Here is a 23,739-nt window from a genome sequence, read left to right on the forward strand (position 1 = left end):
CAGCTGCGTTTCATCATCAACTAACAAAATTTTTTACTTTTAATAATTTAAGCCTGGTATGGGAGATTCCTCAATGATTTTATCTAACATATGCTTCAAATACTCAAAGTGTATCCTTGTGTCCCTGTCCTTTGTAATGGAAATACCCGCATTGATATACTTTCTCAAGGCTCTCAAATGGGCATAGGCCAAAGCTTTAACATTGGAATAAAGCAGTACGTCTGTTGGGGTAACTGATGCGATGATATTATCTACCGAACCCTGTAAAGCAAATCGCTTATTGTACATCGTGATGATGCTTCCTACATACATTTTCTGTAGCGTCTTGCGGTATTCATCTGCCGGCGCCCCAGTTGATAACTCGGTAAAAATACCTCCCTTAAGATCGCCAAGCCATTGTTCAGGAGAGTATGTACCTTTCCCATAATCTCTTTGGTTAATGATCATCCTATATAACCTACTTTGAGAAGTTGCTGCAGCTATAGCGTTCTGTTGTAACCGTTGAACAGAATTACCACTATAGCCTGGTTCAATTTTACTGAGGATGTTTTTATCAAGCAACCATTTTGGTGTTTTAAACAGCTGTTCATTTAAGAACTTAATTGCTTCCTTCTGCTTTGTCAAACTCACGGGTTTATAAACCGCTCCAGCCTGATCCGACAGTTTTTCGGTAACCATTACACCACCTAAGTTCTTTATTACATGATCTACATATCGACCCAACTGCCCAACTGCTGCCCTGTACATTGTATTCAGCTGCGTATAATCTTTTCCTTCCTCACTCGTCCACCGAACAAGATTTGGAACGATACGCTTAAGGTTTTTTATCCCGTATATACTTGCTTTTACCGCATCATCACCCAGATCTTCGGATTGTGAGCGCGGATCAAAATCCCTACCCTCGCCAGAAAACCAAAGCCTTTTATTCGAGGCTAGACTATCGCGGGTAATTATATTCAATAACTTTTTTTCCTTTTCTGTATCTGAGATATCCGGCATCACTTTGTAGCCCCACTGGATGGCCCATTTATCGTAGTCGTTAATTCTAGGAAAAAGCCCTTTTTCAGATATACCATCTTCTGGTTGCGCGACATAGTTGAACCTGGCATAATCCATAATCGAAGGTGTATGTCCATGTGCTTCAACCCAAGCCTTATCTCTAAGTTTCTCTACTGGTACTGTACTACTCGCCCCCATGTTATGCCTTAAGCCTAAGGTATGCCCAACTTCATGTGAAGAGACAAACCGAATCAGCTGTCCCATTAATTCATCATCAAATTCATTTTTTCTGGCACGAGGATCTACTGCCCCACATTGAATCATATACCAATTATGTACCAGTGTCATAACGTTATGGTACCAACCGATATGGCTTTCCAATATCTCACCACTTCTCGGGTCTGACACGTTCGGACCATAGGCGTTCGCATTTGAGGAAGCAAAGTATCGTAAAACAGAATACCGAGAATCTTCTAAACTCATGGAGGAGTCATTCTCAGGCCATTCCTTCCCAATTATAGCATTTTTAAAACCGGCTTGTTCAAAAGCTTTCTGCCAATCATTAATCCCGGCAATTAGATATGGACGCCATTTTTTTGGCGTAGCCGGATCAATGTAATAAACAATCTGTTTTTTAGGCTCTACCAACGCTCCTTTTTTATAATTCTCAATATCCTCATCTTTAACCTCCAATCGCCAGCGGTTCACAAAATCTTCTGATTCTACAGATTGTTGATTATCGGAAAATTTGTTATAACTACTGGTAAAGTAGCCTACTCTAGGATCATAGAGTCGCTTGCGCATTGGTTTTTCAGGCAATAATAAAAACGAGCTATTAAATTCGAGCGTAACTGCTCCAGCCATTACAATGGCCGGCAGCTTACCTGCTACTGCATTATAAGTTCGCATGGTCCTTATTTCAGTATTTATTGGGAATGTTTTAACGCTTTGCACATACGACCTGTCAAGCGCCGGAGCGGTCAGACCATAACTTTTTTTACTTTCCGGATTCAAGGTTAGCAGAGGGCTTTCACTTAACAGAAAGTCTGTTACCTCTATCACCAATGAGGCCGAGTCCTTTCCAAGCGCTTTAATCGGAAATGAGGCCATTATAGGATTGATATTTGAGTTGGCCACTGCTTTGGATATCGTTTCCATGGAGTCTGCAACATTTACGAAAGCCGACACCTTAAGAAAAAGTCTATTATCCGGACCTTGTTCCCAATAGATCATCCTTCTGCCAGCTTCTTCTCCACCAAAATTTCCAGCTCCTGGTGTTGAGCCACTTAAGCGTGTTATGACCAGAATATCTCTTTTAAGAATCTTTTTGGGAATTTCGAAATAGTATTTGTCATTTACTTTATGTACTGTCATTAATCCCTGCTGACTAACTGCCTTGCCGGTGATTATATCCTTGTAAGGCTTAATAGCATTTTTTACGCTATCTGTCTTTGGCCGCGGTAAAACCGGACTTACAGCAGTCACCGGCTTGGCTTTAGGTTTCTTTTTCAACACACTGCATGAGGGTGCAATCGCTGCAAAAAAACAAAGAGAAACCAGCCCCAGAACCGCCTGTTTTAGGTTTGAGTTTAAAAATTTATGTAATATCATTACTTTAGTATCCTGTAGTTGGAGTTAGATTTGGGTTATTATTCAGTACAAGTAAGGGTATAGGATAGAGTTTTGCTGCCGGTCTCCAGGCAGGTTTCAGTACAGGTAAAACCGCATCAGCCTGGCCTGTTCTTTTTAGATTAAACCACCTGTAGGCTTGCTCACAAAAAAACTCTTTTCTGTTTTCCAATGCAATCTCCTCGAGTAATAACGCCCGATCTGATGTAGTGCTTGCAGTTAGACCAGCTCTTGATCTTGTAACATTCAGATCAGCTAAAGCTCCGCCAAGATTTACATTAAGCCTTGCCCGAGATTCTGCACGGATAAGATATTGCTCTGCCAAGCGGAGAATAATTTGTGATTCGGTAACATTTGCGGCCGCAGCTTCAGTTGTTGTTCTATATTTAAATTTAAGTGGAATAACGTATTGCCCCCCGGCGATTGTCAAATCCCTCATCCATAGTGTACGCCTTCTATCACCTGTACTGAATAAACTCAAAAACGACGGACGTAAATCGAAATTCAGAGCCGCAATAACATTAGAACTCGGGATGAATGATGCCGCTTCTGTGGTGCTCTGGTTAGTTGCGACCAACGATGGTGGTAGTTGCCAAATACTTTCAGTACTATTTTTAACAAATAACGCTGAACCCATAGTGGCCGTAGGTATCATACTAAAAAGATTAGAAGCTTGTATCACTTCGGTGGCATTAGCTTCCGCTAACTGATAATCTCCGGTAAATAAATATACCCTGGCTAAAAGTGCCGCTGCGGTAAACTTATTTACGCCATTTCTATTCCCACTCGTAAAAGAATAATCAGCAAGCAAATTTGATTTTGCATCGATTAGGTCTGCCACAATGGATTTATATATTTCGGAAACGGATGCTTTCGGCAAGTAGGCCGTGACATTAGGGTCAGTCTGTAGTACCAATGGAACTTCACCATGAAAATTAACCAGGATAAAGTAACAATAGGCCCGCATTAATTTAGCTTCGGCCATCAATTGCTTATTGACCGCTGCAGAGGTACCTGTATAATTAGTTAGCCCCTCTATAATTGCATTGGCCCTGTAAATAACCTGATAATATCCGGTAAAAGCCTCTGATGAAGCGGTCGTAGAGTTATAAGTATTCGCCCCATACTCCAATATCGTCGTATTTGAAGACAAGTAGCGAAGATCATCAGCCATGATCGATGTATATACAGGTAACCCAGTGGTTTGCATTGTAATCAGTGTAAGCTGGGCGTACATTCCTGAAAGGGCCGACATGGCGGTTTTATCTTTAGTAAATACTGCTGAAGATGGTGTTTCATTTAATGGAGGATTGATTTCAATCATCTTCTCACAGCCAAAAATGACCACGGTAGCTAAGCCAAGAAGAAACTTGATGTATAATTTAATTTTCATGTCTTTAGAATTAAAAAGTTAATTGTAAACCGGCAGTTATTGTACGCAATGGAGGAGTTCCTACACCCTGAGATTCGGGGTCGTAGCCATCATAGTTTGTGATCGTAAACAAATTTTGCCCCTGCACATAGATTCTTAAATTCTTCGCCTTTATAGGTGAAATCATTTTTGTAGGAAAGGAGTATGAAAGACTTACGTTTTTCATGCGAATAAAAGATGCATCTACAACGTTAACGTCTGAACCAGCATAATTCAGGAAAGCCAGATAAGCTGCTCGTCCGTTTGTAGTCCTGGCATTTTCTGTTATCAATTGATCTGGAGACCCCAGCGCAAGATAATCATTCATTACACTCGCTGCCGCGTTATAGGGATATCCGGGAGGATAATTTGTTGGGGCAAACATATTTTGAGCCTGCTGCTTAACGAATTGGAAGGTGAAATCCAGATTTAAACCCTTATAAGTTATCGAATTGGTCAGCCCTCCAAAGAATTCAGGATAAAGCGTACCATTATAGTACCTGTCTCCACGTTGCGTATCCAAAAAGCCCGTAGAAACAATTCCGTCTCCATTCAAATCTGCGAAAGTCGGGAGTCCGTTTGCCGGATCAATTCCAGCATACTGCAGATTGTATGAAGATGCTAGAGGTCTGCCCACTACGTAACGTGTAAAGTAGCTTGTTTTGTCTATATCAGGATATGCAACCAGTTTATTACTGTTCTTCGAAATATTAAAAGTGGATGTCCATTTGAACTGACTATTCTGAATATTAGTGCTGGTTAACGAGAGTTCTACACCGGCATTTTGAACCAATGCCGGAAAATTGGCTTGATATCCAGCAAAACCTGTTTGCTGACTAACCGGGAATTGCAGTAATTGATTTGAACTCCTATTCCTGTAGGCAGATGCTGATAGGGAAAGTCTATCTTCAAAAAAGCCTAGTTCTAAGCCAAATTCGAGCTTCTTGGTTTCTTCCCATCTGAACTCATTATTAGCCAACCTTGTAGGCTGTAGTGCAGATATCCCATTATATACATATGTTGAAGCGGAATAGCTATCATAGTATTGATAATTTCCAATTTCGTCACTACCAACGACACCATAACTCGCCCTTAATTTACCAAAACTGAACCAGCTGAGCTTGTTCTTAAGAAAGCTCTCCTCTGAAAAAATCCAGGCTGCACCTACAGAACCAAAGTTACCAAATCGATTGCTTGGACCAAATCTTGATGAACCATCACGACGAAAGGAGACATTAGCAATGTATTTGTCAGCTATATTATAATTTACACGGCCAAACACGGAGACATACTTGAAATCAGTTGATCCGGTTGTGATTGTTCTCGTGGCAGCCGAGGCGGTATTTGAAAGAAAATCATCAGACAGAAAATCGGTTGCAATTAAATTATACGGCATCTTAGATTGTTTGAACTGCCATGATCCACCCGCTAAAACTTCTAAATTGCCTTTCCAAATTTTGCTCTTATAAGTTAATTGCGGTTCAAAAATGTAGCCATTTGAAAACACATAAGATTCATTTACCGAACCTGTCGTTCTAGGGGTAGCACCTGCCACCGCACTTAGCGAGCTTAACGGTCGTACAGCAGTAGTTCTCATATCGGTTTTACTGTACCCCAACGACGTCTTAAGGTCCAACCCTTTTAGTAGCGTATACTTAAGATTGATGTTGGTTAAGAAATTACTTCCCCTTGCATCATTCGTTTGGTTTAAAAATCCCAAAGGATTATTGAATCCAGATGCCCAATATAAAGAACCATCCGGATTATATAAGGGAAAATGTGCGGGCAAAACGTAAGCATAATTGCCTAACTCGGTAATTGTTATATTATTTTTATCAGCACTAAATGTGGAAGATATAGCTAATGTAAATCTTTGGTCTGCGGTTGAATGGTTAAAATTCAAATGGGCACCACCACGTTGGTAGGACTGTTCGCCAGGGTAAATATTTGACTCTTTGTGAAAAGTTCCACTGAGATAAAAATTGGTTAGCACATCGCCGCCAGATACATTCGAAGTTACATCATAAGTATTAGCTGTGTTTCCCATCAATAGTTTAGGGAAATTGGTGTAAGCTTTTGGATCCCATGTTAAATCAGCATCGAATGCCCCTGGAACTGCTGCAGGATTGTTGGCAAACGCCTTTTTTCTGAGTGCCAAATATTCTTCCGTGTTTAGTAGGTCGACAAAATGCGCTACTTGTGACATTCCCGTGTTAGCATTAACAGAAAACTGTGTTTTACCAGCCCTACCTTTTTTTGTAGTGATTAAAACCACACCATTTGCCCCTCGAGAGCCATAAATAGCTGTTGCATCTGCATCTTTAAGAATTTCTATACTCTCTATATCTGATGGATTAATAAGATTCATTGGGCTCGTTTGACCTTCGGCAGAAACCGCAGCCGTACCACTAACGGCACCACTGACCGGTTCAGAAAGAAACGGTACACCATCAATTACATAAAATGGACGATCGCTTTTTTCGAAAGAATTTACACCTCTGATCTGGACATTAATGCCCGCACCCGGAAGACCGCCGGTTTGCGTTACAGCTACTCCAGGCATTCTTCCCTGTAAGGCCTGTAAAACATTGGTAACGGGTTGTTTTTCAAGATCCCTGGCATTGATACCAACCTGGGATCCGGTGCTTAATCTTCTGGTAGTAGTTCCATAGCCTATAACGATTACTTCGTCCAATTTCGCCGGATCAAGCTCCATAGCCACATCAAGCTTCGATTTTACTAAGACCTCTCTGGTTTTATAACCAACATAGCTAAATATCAATGTGGAATTTTCATCGCTTGCACGTAAAATATAACGACCCTTTGCATCAGTAATGACAACCTTGTTCGTGCCCTTTATCTTGACCATGGCGCCAGAAAGCGGAGCGCCCCTTTCATCGAATACCGTTCCTATAACATCGATATCCTGAAAATAATCCAAAATTTTATCGGTCAGAGACCTTTCCTCCACTACAATTGTCTTGTCCAAAATGGAGTAGGTAAAAATCTGATTGGCAAAACAAATTCGTAATGCTTCCGATAAACTTACTCCCTTGAGATCTATCGTTACCGGTTTTGCTTTTGCCATGAGTTTCATATTAAAAACAAAATCATACCCACTCTGTTCACGAAGCGATTGAAAAACCGATTCAAGAGTGGCATCACGTCTGCTGAGCGTGATTTTTTGTGCTGATGATGAGGCCGAAACCTGCATCATCACGCCAAACATCAAAATGGTAATTAAACGCATGGTTCGACGTATTAATCGGACATAGCTCTGACGGCTGTCCGCTTTGACAGTAAAATTTTTGTACATTTGTTTGGTTTAAGTTGAAAGATTCTCAATAGTTTCAAGACTTAAAATCAAAATTGGCCAGGGGTGTCTCAACCACGCCCTGGTTTTTTTATTTTAAGCTATTTTATATGGTATTTATTTGCTTACAATGACCCTCCTTCCTTCCAGCTTAAAATGAACATTACCAGTTTTCTGAATTAAATTTAATATCGATGAAATGTTTTTCTCACGAGAAATCCAGCCGCCGAGCTTAATGTTTTCGGGAGCAGAGTCTTTATAGATAATTTCAACATCGTACCATCTTGAAATTTTTCGCATGATGGTTCTGAAATCATCATTTTTTAGGTTGAAATCCCCTGTTTTCCAGTCGATATAGTCTAGCGTATTGACGGATTTAACTGTTATTGCATTATCGTTGTTTACCCCCTGTTGCCCTGGCCGAAGCATCGTTTTACCATTTAACAGTACGCTACCTTCTAATAGAGTAGTACTGGTGGCCACCTCATCTTCGTAAGCACTTACGTTGAAATGTGTGCCAAGAACTTTGACTTCCTGTCGTTCCGTACTGACGATAAATTCCATGGACTTACCTCCGCTATTCAACTGTTTGCTCACCTCAAAATAGGCCTCGCCCGCCAATTTCACCTTACGAATACCAGCATGTGTAAATGAAGTTGGATAAGTAAGAGATGAAGAAGCATTCAGCCAGACCTGGGTACTGTCAGGAAGAAGGATCTTGAACTTTCCTCCTCTTGGCGTGCTAATCGTATTGTAATCCAAACTTGATTTAGAGCCAACGTCCTCTAATGCTTGATAGACAATTTGCCCGTCTTCGCCTACTGAGATTGAAACTCCGTCTTGCCTGATTTGTCTTTTTTTACCGAGTTGACCGAGGTCAATTTGTAAACCGTTTGAAAGTTTGAGTATAGCCCTATCAGTTCCTGGTTTGAGATCATTTGAACCTGCCGCAATCTCAATTGCCGCATTGCCTTTTCTACTTTCCAAATACAGATATACGCCCAATCCGGAGATCAATAGTATCGCAGCAGCAACGGACATCTTCTTGTACAGCTTTCTGAATACCGTAGGTTTTGGAGGAATGTGTATGTGCTCATCATGGATAACAGAAAGAATTTTAGCCAAGCTTTCCTCCTCCCCTGCCACCGAAGGCTCCTCTCTGGACATAAACTCACCTATGATAGCATGAAGTTCAGCTTCGGATTGAGCCGCAAGCTGAGGTAAAAGCTGTCTTATTTCCGCTGCCGACAACTGATTTTGCAGGAATTTTGAATATAACGCCCGCAAATTTTGATTTCTTATCTTCAATTTATTCTCTTTTCATATACAATACGTTTGAAAAACACATATCCTCTATATGAATTGAAAAAAAATTGATTTTTTTTATGATTTATTCTCCAAAAGACTCAATACAAGCAATATAAATCCAAATTTTGAACCAAAAAAAACCTTTTTTATCGTTTTAGTTGCCTTTACAATGTGATTGCTTATCGTCGAAGTAGATATTCCGAGCTCTTGACTTACCTCTACATAGGATTTTCCCTCTATTTTACAAAGCTTAAACACCAATTTTTGTTGCTCGGGCAAATTTTCAATAGCGCTGTTGAGTATATCGCGACTTTCTTTGTAAAAAATTTGCTCCTCAATAGGATTATATAAATCTGCACTGGCCGAGATGATTTCTTCCTGGAGCCGGCTCACCCGTGCAGCTTTCCTATAAAAATCACTTACCGTATGATTGGCTATAGTAAGCAAGTAATACAAAAATGGTTTCTCAATGTCAATAATCGACCTTTTATCCCATATCTTGACAAAAACGTCCTGGGTAAGCTCTTCAGCCAGTGGTACATGTTTAACCATGGCTACCAGTTTTCGAAAAACTGGTTTGCTGTAATGGCGATATAATTCATCAAATGCATGCGCATCCCCTAAACGAAGCGCATTGAGTTGCTTTGATTCATTAATTTTGTCCATCTCAGCTTACGGTATGTAATTTGTTATTTCAATCGTTCTGCCAAAACAACAACAACTAAAAGCTGAATGTTATGCTGGTTTTAAGTTTGTGTTATAAAATCAAATATACCATTTGGGACGAATAATTAACAGTTTTTCTAAATTGCTCGATAATTAGATCGAATCCACCAGATTTTAAAAGTAGGTTGAATAACGCCAAGTCATACGCTTTATTTAAATTCAACTCTTCAAAAGCATTCCATAATGCATGTAATTATGCCAGGTATTGACAGTTTTGTACGCTCACCTGAATATGTTTTTCAATTGCATTTCCAGATCTTTTATACTCAGATCTTTTGCCACTACAATTCCATTATAACAATCAAAAAATTCATTGGAACGATGGTTATACAATAGTCTTTTACTGGCAATATGGTATAATGAAGTGGAAACCTGTGGAATTGATTCATAAGCACGGTTGCCATATCAATTCAACCGCATTATTTGTATATCCTTAACTTCTTTGCTAACAGAGCAACAAATGGATCTGCAGAATCCTTCAATGCAAAGATCAAAGCGTTTAGAACAACATCAAAAGTTGTAAGGGATATTAAATTCTTTCTGTTCAGATATCAAAAATATATGCCTAAACAATATCCCCCAAACGCTTCCGCTTGATCCATGATTTGCCGGAAAAACAACGAGTTAAGAGCAAAAAAAAGGGACAAAAACCATTCGAAAATGTCTTTGTCCCATTACGGGGTGGCTGATGGGGCTCGAACCCACGACCCTCGGCACCACAAACCAATACTCTAACCAACTGAGCTACAACCACCGTGTTTTTAGTGTCACAAAAGTACGACTTTTAATATTTCCTGCAAATATTTTTTTCTAAAGAACCCGGATTGCAATTTAATCCGCTATTATTCAATTATTTGAATTTTAAATAATTTTAAAAAAAACCGCTACAGCAGCTATTTTAAACCTAAAAACATAACTTTACCGTGTTTATGATAGAGATTTATACAGACGGTGCTGCAAGCGGAAACCCGGGTCCGGGTGGTTATGGAACCATATTGAGGGCCGGCCAGCATTATAAAGAACTGAGCGGGGGTTTTAGAATGACCACCAATAACCGAATGGAATTACTGGCGGTTATCAAAGGGTTGGAAGCATTGAAAAGCCTGAACCAGCAGGTTACCGTTTACTCCGATTCTAAATATGTAGTGGATGCCGTAGAAAAAAAATGGGTGTTTGGCTGGGCAACCAAAAACTTTAAAGATAAAAAAAACAAAGACCTCTGGATGCGTTTCCTGGAATTGTATAAGCTGCACCAGGTCAAATTTATCTGGATTAAAGGCCATAACGATCATCCTGAAAATGAACGCTGCGACCGCCTGGCCGTTGCCGCTTCTCAAAACAGAGCCGCACTGGCTATAGACACTTTTTTTGAAACAGAACGCAGCCGACTCTAAATTATAAACAATAAAAAATATAGCCTTATTTTAATCCAACTTTCAAAAGCTGATTAGGGCTTTTATTTATCAGATTTAAATATGGTTTTCTTTGCAATAACCCGGTACTCACTCGGTCTAAACACGGTATACATTCGTTTTACATAGGTTTAGCTTTGAATAAATTAACCATCTAAATGCTCCTTAAAAAGCAATAAGCACCCACAACTTGCAGGAATAATTATTATTGTTTAAATTTAATTTAAACAGATAAGCTATGGCAACTTTAAAAAACGGCATACTCAATGGGTTTTCGGGAAAAATCGGCGCTGTGGTAGGCTACCAGGTCGGAGACAACTTTTTTATACGCTCTCTACCGAAGGCAAGAAAGAATTTTACAGAAAAAGAACGCATCAATCAGGCCAAATTTAAGCTAGTCCAAAATTACCTGCATCCCTTCGCGGATGTATTAAAAGTCGGTTTCAGGAATTATTATACAAAAACAGGTGGTTTTCGCGCGGCACTGGCTTTCACGCGTAAAGAAGCGCTTAAAGGCGATGACGACACCTTTTATATCGATCCCACTGTATTAAAAATTAGTGGCGGACTGTTAGAGCAGGCGATAAATCCTCAAGTCGTTTTCAGTGAAGACCTGGAAGTCTTAATCAGCTGGCATACCACAGGAATTAACAGTAAAAATGAGGCAGACCAGTTGATGCTGCTAATTTATGATTCAGAAAATATGAATGCCCTGACCAAAGTATTCAACGGTGCTTTCCGGAAAGATGGAAGTTTAAAAGTTAAGCTTAAAGATAATATGCAAGGTGTTAAGCTGGATATTTACATTGGCTTTGTGGCTGCCGACCGTAGTGCACAGTCAGACAGCCAATACCTTGGGACATTTGAAGTTTAATTGATTCCAGGAAACAATATAATCCAGCTTAATCTACGCCGCCAATAATACCCAAATCTTCCAGCTTAGTCTCAACGCTTTCATCTGTACTTATTGATCCATCGGTATACATTCGCATCATTTCTTCCGCTTGCTCCACCATATTTTTCGATCCGATGAAAATAGGTACACGCTGATGCAATTCGCTCGGATTAATGTCCAGGATGCGTTCGAAGCCAGTTGAAGCTTTCCCGCCCGCCTGCTCAATAATAAGCGCCATTGGATTACATTCATACAATAGCCTCAACTTACCATTTGGCGACCTGGAGGTAGTTGGATAAATGTAAATCCCTCCTTTTATTAGGTTCCGGTGAATATCGCCAACCATCGAACCGATGTAACGGGAGGTGTAAGGACGCCTGGTCGCATCATCTTCAACCTGGCAGTATTTAAGGTATTTTTTAACGCCATCAGGAAAGTGCACATAATTGCCTTCGTTTATGGAATAAATATAACCTGTTTCCGGCATTTTCATATCGGGATGCGACAGACAAAACTCCCCTATTGATGGATCTAAAGTAAACCCGTTTACGCCTTTTCCCGTAGTGTATACGAGCATGGTTGATGAACCGTAAATGATGTAACCGGCGGCTACCTGTGCGGTACCTTTCTGCAAAACATCATCCAAACCTGCTTTACCTTCAGTAGATTTGCGCCTGTAGATGGAAAATATGGTCCCAACAGCTACATTTACATCTGTATTAGATGAGCCATCCAGGGGATCGATGCAAACAATGTATTTCGCATTTTGCGATACCGGCGATTCAATGTGGATCACATCGTCTTCTTCTTCAGTAGCCACTACACAACATTCCCCGCCACTTGTTAAAGCGGCTATGAATTGTTCGTTTGCATAAATATCCAGTTTCTTTTGTTCTTCACCCTGTATATTTGTTGTCCCAACGTCCCCTAAAATATCAACTAAACCGGCCTTGTTGACCTCCCGGTTTACAATTTTGGCCGCAATGGCAATGTCGCGCAGCAGCCTCGATAATTCGCCTTTCGCATAAGGGAAATCGGCTTGTTTTTCTATAATAAATTGTCCTAATGTTTTGACCCCAAAAACCATACTTAGTGTATTTTTTACATTATCTACCCGATAACTCTATAACCTCTAAGTTATGAATATTTTCATCAGTAATACAAAAACGAATTAAAGTTCTGACCTTATGCCAGCCGTGTTTACCAGCCGCACCGGGGTTTATATGTAATAATTTCAGTTTCTCATCGTACATTACCTTTAAGATATGCGAATGCCCGGTTATAAATAATTTAGGCGGCTTAGTGTAAATATCAGGCTTTACATAAGACGAATACTTACCAGGATAACCACCTATGTGGGTCATCCAAACATCAACTGCTTCGCAATTAAAACGATTCTGTTCAGGAAACTCTTGCCTGATTACTGCATCATCAATATTTCCGAATACGCCACGCAAAGGTTTAAAAGCCGATAAAGGCCCCGCCACATCCTGCCCAAAATCGCCGGCATGCCAGATTTCATCACATTTTTCGAAGTGCTTAAAAACGCTTTCATCTAAATAACCATGGGTATCAGAAATTAACCCTATTGTCTTCATATTTAAAGGTAAATTTTATTTTAGAAGCTTTATTTGCGCCATCAATCTATTAAAAGAACGGCCAAATAAATGAGTAAAAAAAACAACATAAATTCCGCCGGAATGACGGATATTTAAGCAAATTTATTATACGATATTATCATTCAAAAATTTAGAAAAAAATCCTTCAATAACATCTTATATTCTTCTGTGTGCACTTTAAGGGATTGATAAATATAAAATTTCCGTTCTAGCAAATCCATTTTTTCCTTGCTCAAACAAATCATCATTCTAAATGGAGGCTTACTTTCGTCAGAATGGATATAAATTTTTTCAGCGGCAAACAATTGAATTGTCAACCCAATTTCCTCAACTTGCCTTGCTTGCTTTAAAGGCAGGATTAACCATAATTTTCCATGATCCGATAAAATCGATTTTGATTTATTGATCAACATTTCGAAGAAATCTTCATCCGCGTGCCTCGCTATGCCTTTCCGCTTTTCCTCATTTTTTAAATCATTAACAAAGAAAGGCGGGTTGGAAACGATTAAATCAAATTTTTCCACACCAATATAATGCTCAATTGCTACATGGCTAACACTTAACCGATTGCTGAATATGGAGTTTCTGAAATTTTTATCAGCAGCTTCAGCAGCTTGATAATCAATCTCTACAGCATGAACATCAGCCTCAGGGAAACGCTGTGCAAGCATCAATGCGACCACCCCCGTGCCAGTTCCGATATCCAGAATTTTTTTGGGCATTTCATGATTCGACATCGCAGCAATCAAAACCCCATCTGTATTAATCTTCATCGCACAACCAGCCTGGTTCACTTCGAATTGTTTGAACTTAAATACATCCCTGTTCACCTCCATCGTCTTTTAATTTTTTATTATTGTAATGTTTTCAACATAATTTAATTAATATATATTACTGAATATAAGCTCTTTACTAATTAAACAAACACAACACGAATACCAGAACGACTACTGTTAATAACTTCTACAAATCTGCGCTTTTAAAAATGCAAATCACGAACTAAATTTGATTGAGCAATTTGAATGAACTGCGTTTTAAACCGGGCTTTGAATTGTGAAAAGTAAATGTACTCGATCGGTATTTAAGTAGCCAACAATTTCATTGTTGGCTACTTTGTTTTGAATCTATTTCTCGTAAAGCTCTAATGGCAATCCGTCCGGATCTGAAAAAAATGTAAATCGCTTTCCGGTAAGCTCATCTACCCTGATATTTTCGGTTGTAATGCCTTGCTGGTTTAAGCGTTTGATCTCTTCTTCAATAGCATCAACCTCAAAAGCCAGATGACGCAAACCCCGCGCTTCCGGATGTGAGGGCCGTTCAGGGGGATTTTCAAAAGAGAAAAGTTCTATCTGGTAAAGTTCATTGATGGCTAAATCCAGTTTATAGGATTTCCTTTCTGCCCGGTAAAATTCGCTTACAATATTTAGCCCCAACTTATTAACATAAAAATCTTTTGATCTTTCGTAATCGGAACAAATAATAGCGATATGATGGATTCGGTTAAACATTGTTTACTGAATGAGTGAATTATTGATCGATAGAATGAATGGTTGAATAAAGACAAAGTTGCAAAATATCCTTAGGAGTTAATTAAAATTATTTTACCATTTACCATCCTTTAATTCAACATGCACTCACTCAAAATTCGATAATTCCATCATTCGCTAATTCTACCATTATATTTTGACATTCAATCATTCAAAATTCTATTATTCAATCCTTCCACTACACCAGTTTTTTCATTTTAAAAAGCTATTTTTGCAGCTTCAAAAAAAAAGCATGATTCATTTCTTCTCTAGTCATCCTGATCCTGTCGAAGGGCAATCCCAGGTGGTTTTTGTTTTACAAACAAACAACAGCCTATCAGCAACTGATGTAACAAAACTTGAATGGTTATTCGGAGGTGCCAAACTGCAAAGTGAAGCACATTTGAATGGTTTTTATGTTGGTCCGCGGGCTGCAATGATAACACCATGGAGTACAAATGCCGTTGAAATTACCCAGAATATGGCGATTCAAGGCATCATCAGGATTGAAGAATTCAAAAAGGTTGCTGAAGATTTTTCGGACTACGATCCCATGCTTTCTCAGAAATATGATGGACTTACGCAGGACATTTACACCATTGATATTAAGCCTGAACCGATAATAGAAATATCAGATATCGCTGCCTACAACAAACAGGAAGGCCTGTCTTTAAGTGATGAAGAAGTAGACTATCTGAATTCCCTGGCTGAAAGATTAAAAAGACCTTTAACGGATTCTGAAGTTTTTGGCTTCTCGCAAGTGAACTCAGAACATTGCCGCCATAAAATTTTCAATGGTAGATTTGTAATTGATGGCGTGGAACAAAGCACATCCCTGTTTAAATTAATCCGTAAAACATCCGAAGAAAATCCGAACGATATTGTTTCGGCCTATAAAGATAACGTTGCCTTTATAAAAGGGCCTGTAGTCCAGCAATTTGCACCGAAACGGGCAGATGAACCTGATTATTATGCCACAAGCGATTTTGAATCTGTTATTTCCTTAAAAGCAGAGACCCACAACTTCCCAACAACCGTTGAACCATTTAACGGTGCTGCAACCGGTTCGGGTGGTGAAATCAGGGATCGCCTGGCCGGCGGACAAGGCTCTTTACCTTTAGCAGGAACAGCCGTTTATATGACGGCACTTTCACGTTTAGAAGGAGGCCGCGAATGGGAAAAGGGCATGGAAGAAAGGCAGTGGCTGTATCAAACACCAATGGATATCCTGATAAAGGCATCGAACGGTGCAACCGATTTTGGAAATAAATTCGGTCAGCCCTTAATAACCGGTTCTGTTTTAACCTTCGAACACGAAGAGAACGACCGCAAATTAGGTTTTGATAAAGTGATAATGCTTGCCGGCGGTATTGGCTATGGTAAAGCCAGTCAGGCAAAAAAACAGAAACCGCAGGAAGGCGATAACATTGTTGTGCTTGGTGGCGAAAATTATAGAATCGGAATGGGTGGCGCAGCGGTTTCATCTGCCGACACAGGAGAACATACTTCCGGCATTGAGTTAAATGCCATTCAACGCTCCAACCCGGAAATGCAAAAAAGGGCTGCAAATGCTGTTCGTGGCATGGTGGAGAGTAATCACAATACAATTGTTTCCATTCATGATCACGGTGCTGGCGGACACTTAAACTGCTTATCCGAATTGGTGGAAGAAACCGGTGGTTTAATTGATCTGGATAAACTGCCTGTGGGCGACCCTACCCTTTCAGCGAAAGAAATTATTGGAAACGAATCCCAGGAACGTATGGGATTGGTTATCGGAAACGAGCACATCGAAACGCTGCAAAAAATTGCCGATCGGGAGCGCTCACCAATGTACAGGGTTGGTAAGGTAACTGGCGATCATCGCTTCACTTTTAAATCCGCAAGCAGCGGAATCAAACCAATGGACCTAGAACTGAAAGACATGTTCGGCAGTTCTCCAAAGGTGGTTATGGAAGATAAAAAGCTGGATAGAAAATATGAGGCTTTATCTTATCAAACCGAAAAACTGAACGATTATCTATTAAGTGTACTTCAATTAGAAGCGGTTGCATCGAAAGACTGGCTCACGAACAAAGTAGATCGTTGCGTTGGTGGTCGCGTAGCAAAACAACAAACCGCCGGACCGCTGCAATTGCCTTTAAATAACTGCGGTGTGATGGCGCTGGATTTTCAGGGTAAAGAAGGGATTGCTACATCAGTGGGCCACGCACCGGTTTCGGCTTTAATTGATCCGGCTGCCGGAAGCAGAATTGCCATTGCAGAATCGCTGTCTAACATCGTTTGGGCACCGCTGAAAGATGGCTTAAAAAGTGTTTCGCTTTCTGCAAACTGGATGTGGGCTTGTAAAAATGAAGGTGAAGATGCAAGGTTATACGAAGCTGTTAAGGCTTGTTCTGATTTTGCCATCGATTTAGGAATCAACATCCCAACGGGGAAAGATTCTTTATCGATGAAACAAAAATATGCAGATGGCGATGTGATTGCACCCGGAACCGTTATTATCTCTGCGGGTGGTAATTGTGATGACATCACGAAAGTTGTAGAGCCCGTGCTTCAAAAAGATGGCGGCTCTATTTACTACATCAACCTTTCTAACGACAGCTATAAACTAGGTGGTTCCTCCTTTGCGCAGATATTGAATAAAGTAGGTACAGAAACACCTGATGTAAAGGATGCGGCGAAATTTAAAAAAGCATTTAACACCATCCAGCAACTAATTAAAGAAGATAAGATACAGGCCGGACACGATATCGGTAGTGGTGGTTTAATTACTACGCTATTGGAGATGTGTTTTGCAGATAACGATTTGGCCGCAGTTATTAACCTTTCTGTTTTAAAAGAAAGTGATTTAATTAAAGTTTTATTCGCTGAAAACATTGGAATAGTTTTCCAGGCCGATGCTTCTGTTGAACAAACGCTTGCAGCAAATGACGTTGAGTTTCATAAGATAGGTCGTCCTATTGATGGAAATCAACTGCAAATCGTTCATAGCGATACAGCCTACAACTTCAACATAAGTGAATTACGCGATATATGGTTTAAAACTTCATACTTGTTAGATAAGAAACAAAGCGGACCTGTCAAAGCTAAAGAACGTTTCGACAACTATAAAAACCAGGCGTTGAAATACACTTTCCCATCTCATTTTGATGGAAAGAAACCTATTATCGATACAACCAAGCCAAAACCTAAGGCAGCCGTAATCCGTGAAAAAGGAAGTAATTCCGAACGCGAATTGGCTAATGCGATGTTTTTAGCGGGTTTCGATGTTAAGGATGTGCACATGACGGATTTAATTTCGGGCAGGGAAACGCTTGAAGACATTCAGTTCATCGGCGCTGTAGGTGGTTTCTCTAACTCTGATGTTTTAGGTTCGGCTAAAGGCTGGGCGGGAGCATTTATGTACAACGAAACCGCAAGAATTGCTTTAGAAAAATTCTTCGCCCGTCCGGATACGCTTTCTGTTGGTGTTTGTAATGGTTGCCAGCTCTTTGTTGAGCTTGGCTTAATTAATAAAGACCATGAAGAAAAACCAAAGATGCTGCATAACGAAAGTAACAAGCACGAAAGTATTTTCACTTCATTAACGGTAGCAGAAAACAATTCTGTAATGCTTTCAACGTTAGCCGGTAGCACGTTAGGCGTTTGGGTATCACATGGTGAAGGCAGATTCAGCCTGCCATACACGGAAGATAAATATAGCATTGTTGCAAAATATGCGTACGAAAGCTATCCTGCAAGTCCGAATGGTTCTGATTACAATACCGCGATGCTATGCGATACAACCGGCCGTCACCTGGTTATGATGCCGCACATCGAACGTTCATTGTTCCAATGGCATTGGGCAAATTACCCTAAAGGCCGTAAAGATGAGGTTTCGCCGTGGATGGAAGCATTTGTGAACGCCAGAAAATGGGTTGAAGATATGACAGAGGCATAATACCAGAATATTTTGAATTTTCGAAAAGGCTTAAGTTTTCCACTTAAGCCTTTTTTTGTCGAACGCTCTATCAAATCCATTAAAACCTCGCCGTTCGACATGTTCCGAAGGGCATGTCGAACACACTAATAACCTAGTAACTAAAGCCAGAATTTTATTTCCTTCCCGTCATTCTCGCGCAGGCGGAAATCTTAAAGCACTATGAAATAGCATTAGAATTCCCAAAACCGCTGTCAGAAATGTTCCGCAGCATAAGTTAAATAGCAAGTTGCTTCAAAATTAGAATCTACAATTAAGGCCCATTTTTTTGTTTAGTTGTCGTCATTCTCGCGCAGGCGGGAATCTTAATGCACTATACAATCTTTTTTGCTACAACCTCTTTCATTTAAATCCCCGCAACATCCTTCCGCACTTCGTTTCGCCAGGATAAGCCAAACTTCTTATCCAGATAACCGGCTACAATTCTATTATAATCATCAATTGAAATATTTGAAGGCATCACGCAGCCGAAATCGGAATACTTCAAACGATATTTCTTTTCAAACACCTCCTGCCCTTTTCTGTAAGTTGATACAATACCGCCTCTCAAAAGGAATTTTAAATTCCCGGCTTTTATATCCGCGGTAGCAAGTTTCCTGCTGTACACTTTAGCGGTATCGGCATAGTTTACTTCCGAAGCTCTAATTTTATTAAATGCAAGTAATGCAATCAATAGGATTAATATACTTTTCATGGGTAGATTATTTTAATTGGCCAGGGTAAAACTAATAGGCATGTTATACCGTACACGAACAGGTGTACCTTTATTCTTTCCCGGTTTCCACAATGGCGATTTTTTAATCACTTTCATTGCTTCTTCATCACAACCGAATCCAATGCCTTTTACCAGCGTTACGTTACTTATTGAGCCATCTTTCTCTACTACGAAGCTAATAAACACCTTACCCTGATGATTGGCATCTTGTGCCTCGTAGGGATACCTTAAATTTCTCTGAATATATTTAGCCCAGGCTTTCATGCCGCCTTCGAATTCAGGGTATTCATCTACGCCAGGCAAATCGACTACCTCATTTCCGGTAGCGGTACCGGTTTCTGTACCCTTTGTCTCTGCATTTCCGTTACCTGTATTTGTATTGACAACCAGATCGGGTTTAATTACACCATCCTGCGTTTTATCGCTTATAACGGCATCCTGCATATCTTTCATTGTTGGTGGTTCAGGCAAATCAACTTTATCTACAACGACAATATTCGAAGGAACAGCAACTGTTTTAACTTTTACCGGCTCCGCTTTTTCGGGTGCTACTTTCTTTTCGGGTTCCGGTGTTTTCATACTGTGAATTACATCGTCTAAAACAATTGTTTTTGAAACAGGTGTAGCAACCATTTCTTCCGGAAACAACTTATCATAAACCATCGGACTTACAAAAAACAGGACGAAAGCACTGCTGGCTATCAGTAACGATTTATTTAAAATTGAAGAGGATTGCGATCTAAGTGCATAAGCACCATAGCTTTTGTTTCTTCCGGAGAATACAATATCGAGCCACTCGGTTTTGTAAACATTAATTGATGAGTTGAACATAGTTTTCGTTTTTATACCATGATGTATAAAACTTAACGATTCCATAAAGCGCCAAACAATCTAAAATATTTATCAAAAATGAAATTTATATCCCAAAAACATTTTCATATTTCATTTTTGATAATTTTTATTTATTTAACCAAAATGTTTCATAAAAATTGAGAAAATATAGTATTTTTGACAAAAAACATAACAAATTAATGAAAAGCTTAAGAACCATCGCATTAAAAGAGGCTCAAAACAGAATTTCACCAGAAGTTAAATCACCATCAGCAAAAATTTCTGACTTTTTTGGCGCTAATGTATTTGATAAGAGAAAAATGAGAGATTTCTTATCTAAAGACGTGTATGAAAAATTGATATCATCCATCAACCAGGGCGAATTAATTAACACAGATGACGCGAACCAGATTGCTACAGCCATGAAAGCCTGGGCGATGAGTGCGGGCGCTACCCATTATACACACTGGTTTCAGCCTTTAACAGGAACAACTGCAGAAAAGCATGATTCCTTTTTTGAGCCTAGCGGCGATGGTGCCATCGAAAAGTTTTCAGGAAGTGCATTAGTTCAACAAGAGCCAGATGCTTCCAGCTTCCCTAACGGCGGTATCCGTAATACATTCGAAGCCCGTGGTTACACTGCATGGGACCCATCATCTCCAGCGTTCATTATGGAAAGTAAAGCAGGTAAAACCCTATGTATCCCAACGGTTTTTGTATCCTATACAGGTGAAGCCTTAGATTATAAAGCACCTTTATTAAAAGCATTGGCGGCGCTTGATAAAGCAGCTGTTGATGTTTGCCAATATTTCGATAAAAGCATTACCAAAGTAAATGCATCTTTAGGCATCGAGCAGGAATATTTCCTGGTTGATGAGTCCTTATTTAATGCCCGTCCGGATTTATTGTTAACCGGCCGTACTTTATTCGGACACATGTCTGCTAAAGGCCAGCAATTGGAAGACCATTATTTCGGTTCTATCCCTGAGCGTGTTTTCACCTATATGGTAGACTTCGAAAATGAGGCTCTGAAATTAGGTATTCCTTTAAAAACCCGCCACAACGAGGTTGCCCCTTCGCAGTTTGAGTGCGCGCCTATTTACGAAGAAATCAACCTGGCCATTGATCACAATCAATTATTGATGGACCTGATGGAGAAAGTTGCAAGACGTCACCATTTCCGTGTGTTATTGCACGAAAAACCATATGCCGGCATTAACGGATCAGGTAAGCACAATAACTGGTCGCTAATTACAGATACCGGTAAAAACTTATTGGCACCGGGTAAAACGCCTAAAAACAACTTAATGTTCCTCACTTTCTTTGTAAATACAATTAAAGCAGTTAGCGAGCATGCTGATTTATTACGTGCAAGTATTGCATCGGTAAGCAACGACCACCGTTTAGGTGCTAATGAAGCGCCGCCGGCAATTATCTCCATCTTCTTAGGCTCTCAATTAAACGACGTGCTGGATGAGATTGAGCACTCCCGCATCAGCAAAAAAATTAAAGAAGATAATGCACTTTGGTTGGGCATACCTAAAATCCCTCAAATCTTATTGGATAACACCGACCGTAACCGTACATCGCCTTTCGCATTCACAGGTAACAAATTCGAGTTGAGGGCAGTTGGTTCTTCTGCTAACTCTTCAGCACCAATGACCATCCTGAATGCAATCATGGCAGAGCAGCTGGTTAAATTTAAAAATGAAGTAGACAAATTAATTAAGAAAGGTGATAAAAAAGACATCGCCCTGTTAACTGTAATCAAGAAATACATTAAAGAATCGAAATCTATTCGTTTTGAAGGTAATGGTTATAGCCAGGAGTGGGAAGATGAAGCTGCAGCACGCGGTTTATCAAACATCAAAACTACGCCTAAAGCTTTAGATGCTTATTTAACTGAAAAATCAGCTGATTTATTTAATACCACCGGTATTTACAGCAAACGTGAAATACATGCCCGTCATGAAATCATGTTGGAAAATTTCTATAAAAAACTTCAGATTGAAGCACGTGTAATGGGTGAAGTTGCAAATACAGCAATTATACCTGCAGCAATTGCTTATCAAAACTCATTAATCGCAAATGTTAAAGGATTAAAAGAAATTGGTGTAGACAGTAAAGTTTCTATTGATATCGTTAAAAAATTGTCTGAACATTTAGATATCGTTAAAACCAATATTGATGCGATGTTGGAAGAACGTAAAGTAACCAACAAAATCGAAGATACGCGTGAGAAAGCAATTGCTTATGATGAGAAAGTTAAATCTTACTTTGATACCATCCGTTACCATGCAGACAAACTGGAGCAGATAGTTGATGACAGTGTTTGGCCTTTACCTAAATTCAGAGAATTATTATTCATGAAATAAAATCAAAGGCATAAGCTAAAAAATTTAAGGCGTAGGGTAAACTCTACGCCTTTCTTGATCATGATTTTCAGGATTTAAGGATTTTAAGATGCTCTGTTACCTTGCGATTACTTATAATCCAAGTATAAAATATCTGGTTGTATTATCCATTCAACAAATGAAAATTTCAAGATCATTTATTAAAATTAAGCGTTTTAAGATGCGCATTGCTCTATATGTTCTTAACTTCTTAATGGTAAATTATTTATCCAATATTTATCCTCAGGTATGCTTAGGTTCCTAAGGTGGTGAAAAAGATCATGATTTTCAGGTTTAAGGATTTTAAGATTCACTACTTATTCTGTTCTTAATTCCTTAATGGTAAATTGTTTTTCAATATTTATCCTGAGCTGTTCTAAGGTTCTTAAGGTGGTGAAAAGATTCTGATTTTCAGGTTTAAGGATTTTAAGATTYACTACTTATCTGTTCTTAATTCCTTAATGGTAAACTATTTATCCAATATTTATCCTCAGRTATGCTCAGGTTCCTAAGGTGGTGAAAAGATCAGGATTTTCAGGATTTAAGGATTTTAAGATTCACTACTTATCTGTTCTTAATTCCTTAATGGTTAATTCCTTAATGGTAAACTATTTATCCAATATTTATCCTCAGGTATGCTCAGGTTCCTAAGGTGGTGAAAAGATCATGATTTTCAGGATTTAAGGATTTAAGATTCACTACTTATCTGTTCTTATTCCTTAATAGTAAATTGTTTTTCAATATTTATCATGAGCTGTCCTAAGGTTTCTAAGGTGGTAAAATGAACATGAATTTAAGGATTTTAAGATGCACCATAACCTTATTTTTCTTAATTCCTCAATGGTAAACAGTTTGTTCAACATTTATCCTGAGCTGTTCTAAGGTTTCTAAGGTGGTAAAATGAACAGGATTTTCAGGATTTTAAGATGCACCATAAGCCTTATTTTTCTTAACTCCTTAATGGTAAACAGTCTGTTCAA

At 39.4% G+C, this 23,739-nt stretch carries 16 protein-coding genes and 1 tRNA gene; 5 read left to right on the forward strand and 12 right to left on the reverse strand.

The features are described from left to right. Positions 1 to 39: 39 nt before the first annotated feature. The 5 genes from ASF92_RS09495 to ASF92_RS09520 form a co-directional block, all read right to left on the reverse strand. Entirely contained in the window at positions 40 to 2,610 is a 2,571-nt protein-coding gene (locus ASF92_RS09495; protein WP_056091546.1) for a zinc-dependent metalloprotease, read from the reverse strand. A gap of 4 nt (positions 2,611 to 2,614) precedes the next feature. Further along, the gene (locus ASF92_RS09500) at positions 2,615 to 4,021 is read right to left on the reverse strand and encodes a RagB/SusD family nutrient uptake outer membrane protein (protein ID WP_082489519.1); all 1,407 of its coding nucleotides are present in this window, start codon (positions 4,019 to 4,021) and stop codon (positions 2,615 to 2,617) included. Positions 4,022 to 4,031: 10 nt separating this feature from the next. Then, a complete protein-coding gene (locus ASF92_RS09510; protein WP_082489520.1) occupies positions 4,032 to 7,355 on the reverse strand; it encodes a TonB-dependent receptor in 3,324 nt (1,107 codons plus the stop codon). Positions 7,356 to 7,469: 114 nt separating this feature from the next. Beyond that, the gene (locus ASF92_RS09515; protein WP_157263806.1) at positions 7,470 to 8,660 is read right to left on the reverse strand and encodes a FecR family protein; all 1,191 of its coding nucleotides are present in this window, start codon (positions 8,658 to 8,660) and stop codon (positions 7,470 to 7,472) included. Between the two features lie 75 nt (positions 8,661 to 8,735). Beyond that, complete coding sequence (locus ASF92_RS09520; protein ID WP_056091561.1) at positions 8,736 to 9,326, reverse strand: RNA polymerase sigma factor; 591 nt, start codon at positions 9,324 to 9,326, stop codon at positions 8,736 to 8,738. Between the two features lie 462 nt (positions 9,327 to 9,788). Between ASF92_RS09520 and ASF92_RS20795 the strand changes: the two genes are divergently transcribed. Further along, a complete protein-coding gene (locus tag ASF92_RS20795; protein ID WP_369817094.1) occupies positions 9,789 to 9,983 on the forward strand; it encodes a transposase in 195 nt (64 codons plus the stop codon). Positions 9,984 to 10,066: 83 nt separating this feature from the next. Here the strand turns inward: ASF92_RS20795 and ASF92_RS09525 are convergent. Further along, positions 10,067 to 10,140: transfer RNA gene (locus ASF92_RS09525), tRNA-His, on the reverse strand. A gap of 175 nt (positions 10,141 to 10,315) precedes the next feature. On the opposite strand from ASF92_RS09525, the gene rnhA reads away from it, so the two are divergent. Continuing rightward, positions 10,316 to 10,780: a ribonuclease HI gene (rnhA, locus tag ASF92_RS09530; RefSeq protein WP_056091564.1), complete on the forward strand. Its 465-nt coding sequence runs from the start codon at positions 10,316 to 10,318 to the stop codon at positions 10,778 to 10,780. Positions 10,781 to 11,036: 256 nt separating this feature from the next. Beyond that, a complete protein-coding gene (locus ASF92_RS09535) occupies positions 11,037 to 11,672 on the forward strand; it encodes a DUF6266 family protein (RefSeq protein WP_056091567.1) in 636 nt (211 codons plus the stop codon). 28 nt (positions 11,673 to 11,700) lie between these two features. On the opposite strand, the gene fbp is transcribed toward ASF92_RS09535, so the two are convergent. The 4 genes from fbp to ASF92_RS09555 all read right to left on the reverse strand — a co-directional run bounded on the left by fbp (position 11,701) and on the right by ASF92_RS09555 (position 14,820). Then, the gene (gene fbp, locus ASF92_RS09540) at positions 11,701 to 12,780 is read right to left on the reverse strand and encodes a class 1 fructose-bisphosphatase (RefSeq protein WP_056091569.1); all 1,080 of its coding nucleotides are present in this window, start codon (positions 12,778 to 12,780) and stop codon (positions 11,701 to 11,703) included. Between the two features lie 19 nt (positions 12,781 to 12,799). Then, a complete protein-coding gene (locus ASF92_RS09545; protein WP_056091571.1) occupies positions 12,800 to 13,291 on the reverse strand; it encodes a metallophosphoesterase in 492 nt (163 codons plus the stop codon). A gap of 143 nt (positions 13,292 to 13,434) precedes the next feature. Next, positions 13,435 to 14,148 carry a tRNA1(Val) (adenine(37)-N6)-methyltransferase gene (locus ASF92_RS09550; RefSeq protein ID WP_056091574.1) on the reverse strand — a complete coding sequence of 238 codons (714 nt, stop codon included), beginning with the start codon at positions 14,146 to 14,148 and terminating at the stop codon, positions 13,435 to 13,437. Positions 14,149 to 14,436: 288 nt separating this feature from the next. Beyond that, positions 14,437 to 14,820, reverse strand: coding sequence for a VOC family protein (locus tag ASF92_RS09555; protein ID WP_056091576.1), 384 nt, complete (start codon positions 14,818 to 14,820; stop codon positions 14,437 to 14,439). 250 nt (positions 14,821 to 15,070) lie between these two features. Here ASF92_RS09555 and purL point away from each other — a divergent pair, with 250 nt between their 5' ends. After that, positions 15,071 to 18,781, forward strand: coding sequence for a phosphoribosylformylglycinamidine synthase (purL, locus tag ASF92_RS09560; protein ID WP_255353112.1), 3,711 nt, complete (start codon positions 15,071 to 15,073; stop codon positions 18,779 to 18,781). A gap of 385 nt (positions 18,782 to 19,166) precedes the next feature. On the opposite strand, the gene ASF92_RS09565 is transcribed toward purL, so the two are convergent. Further along, the gene (locus ASF92_RS09565; protein WP_056091581.1) at positions 19,167 to 19,514 is read right to left on the reverse strand and encodes a hypothetical protein; all 348 of its coding nucleotides are present in this window, start codon (positions 19,512 to 19,514) and stop codon (positions 19,167 to 19,169) included. 12 nt (positions 19,515 to 19,526) lie between these two features. Further along, complete coding sequence (locus ASF92_RS09570; protein ID WP_197413270.1) at positions 19,527 to 20,366, reverse strand: energy transducer TonB; 840 nt, start codon at positions 20,364 to 20,366, stop codon at positions 19,527 to 19,529. A 200-nt stretch (positions 20,367 to 20,566) separates the two neighbouring features. Between ASF92_RS09570 and ASF92_RS09575 the strand changes: the two genes are divergently transcribed. Then, complete coding sequence (locus tag ASF92_RS09575) at positions 20,567 to 22,741, forward strand: glutamine synthetase III (protein WP_056091588.1); 2,175 nt, start codon at positions 20,567 to 20,569, stop codon at positions 22,739 to 22,741. Positions 22,742 to 23,739 lie beyond the last annotated feature (998 nt).

This window comes from Pedobacter sp. Leaf176 (genome assembly GCF_001424305.1).
Taxonomy (GTDB): domain Bacteria; phylum Bacteroidota; class Bacteroidia; order Sphingobacteriales; family Sphingobacteriaceae; genus Pedobacter.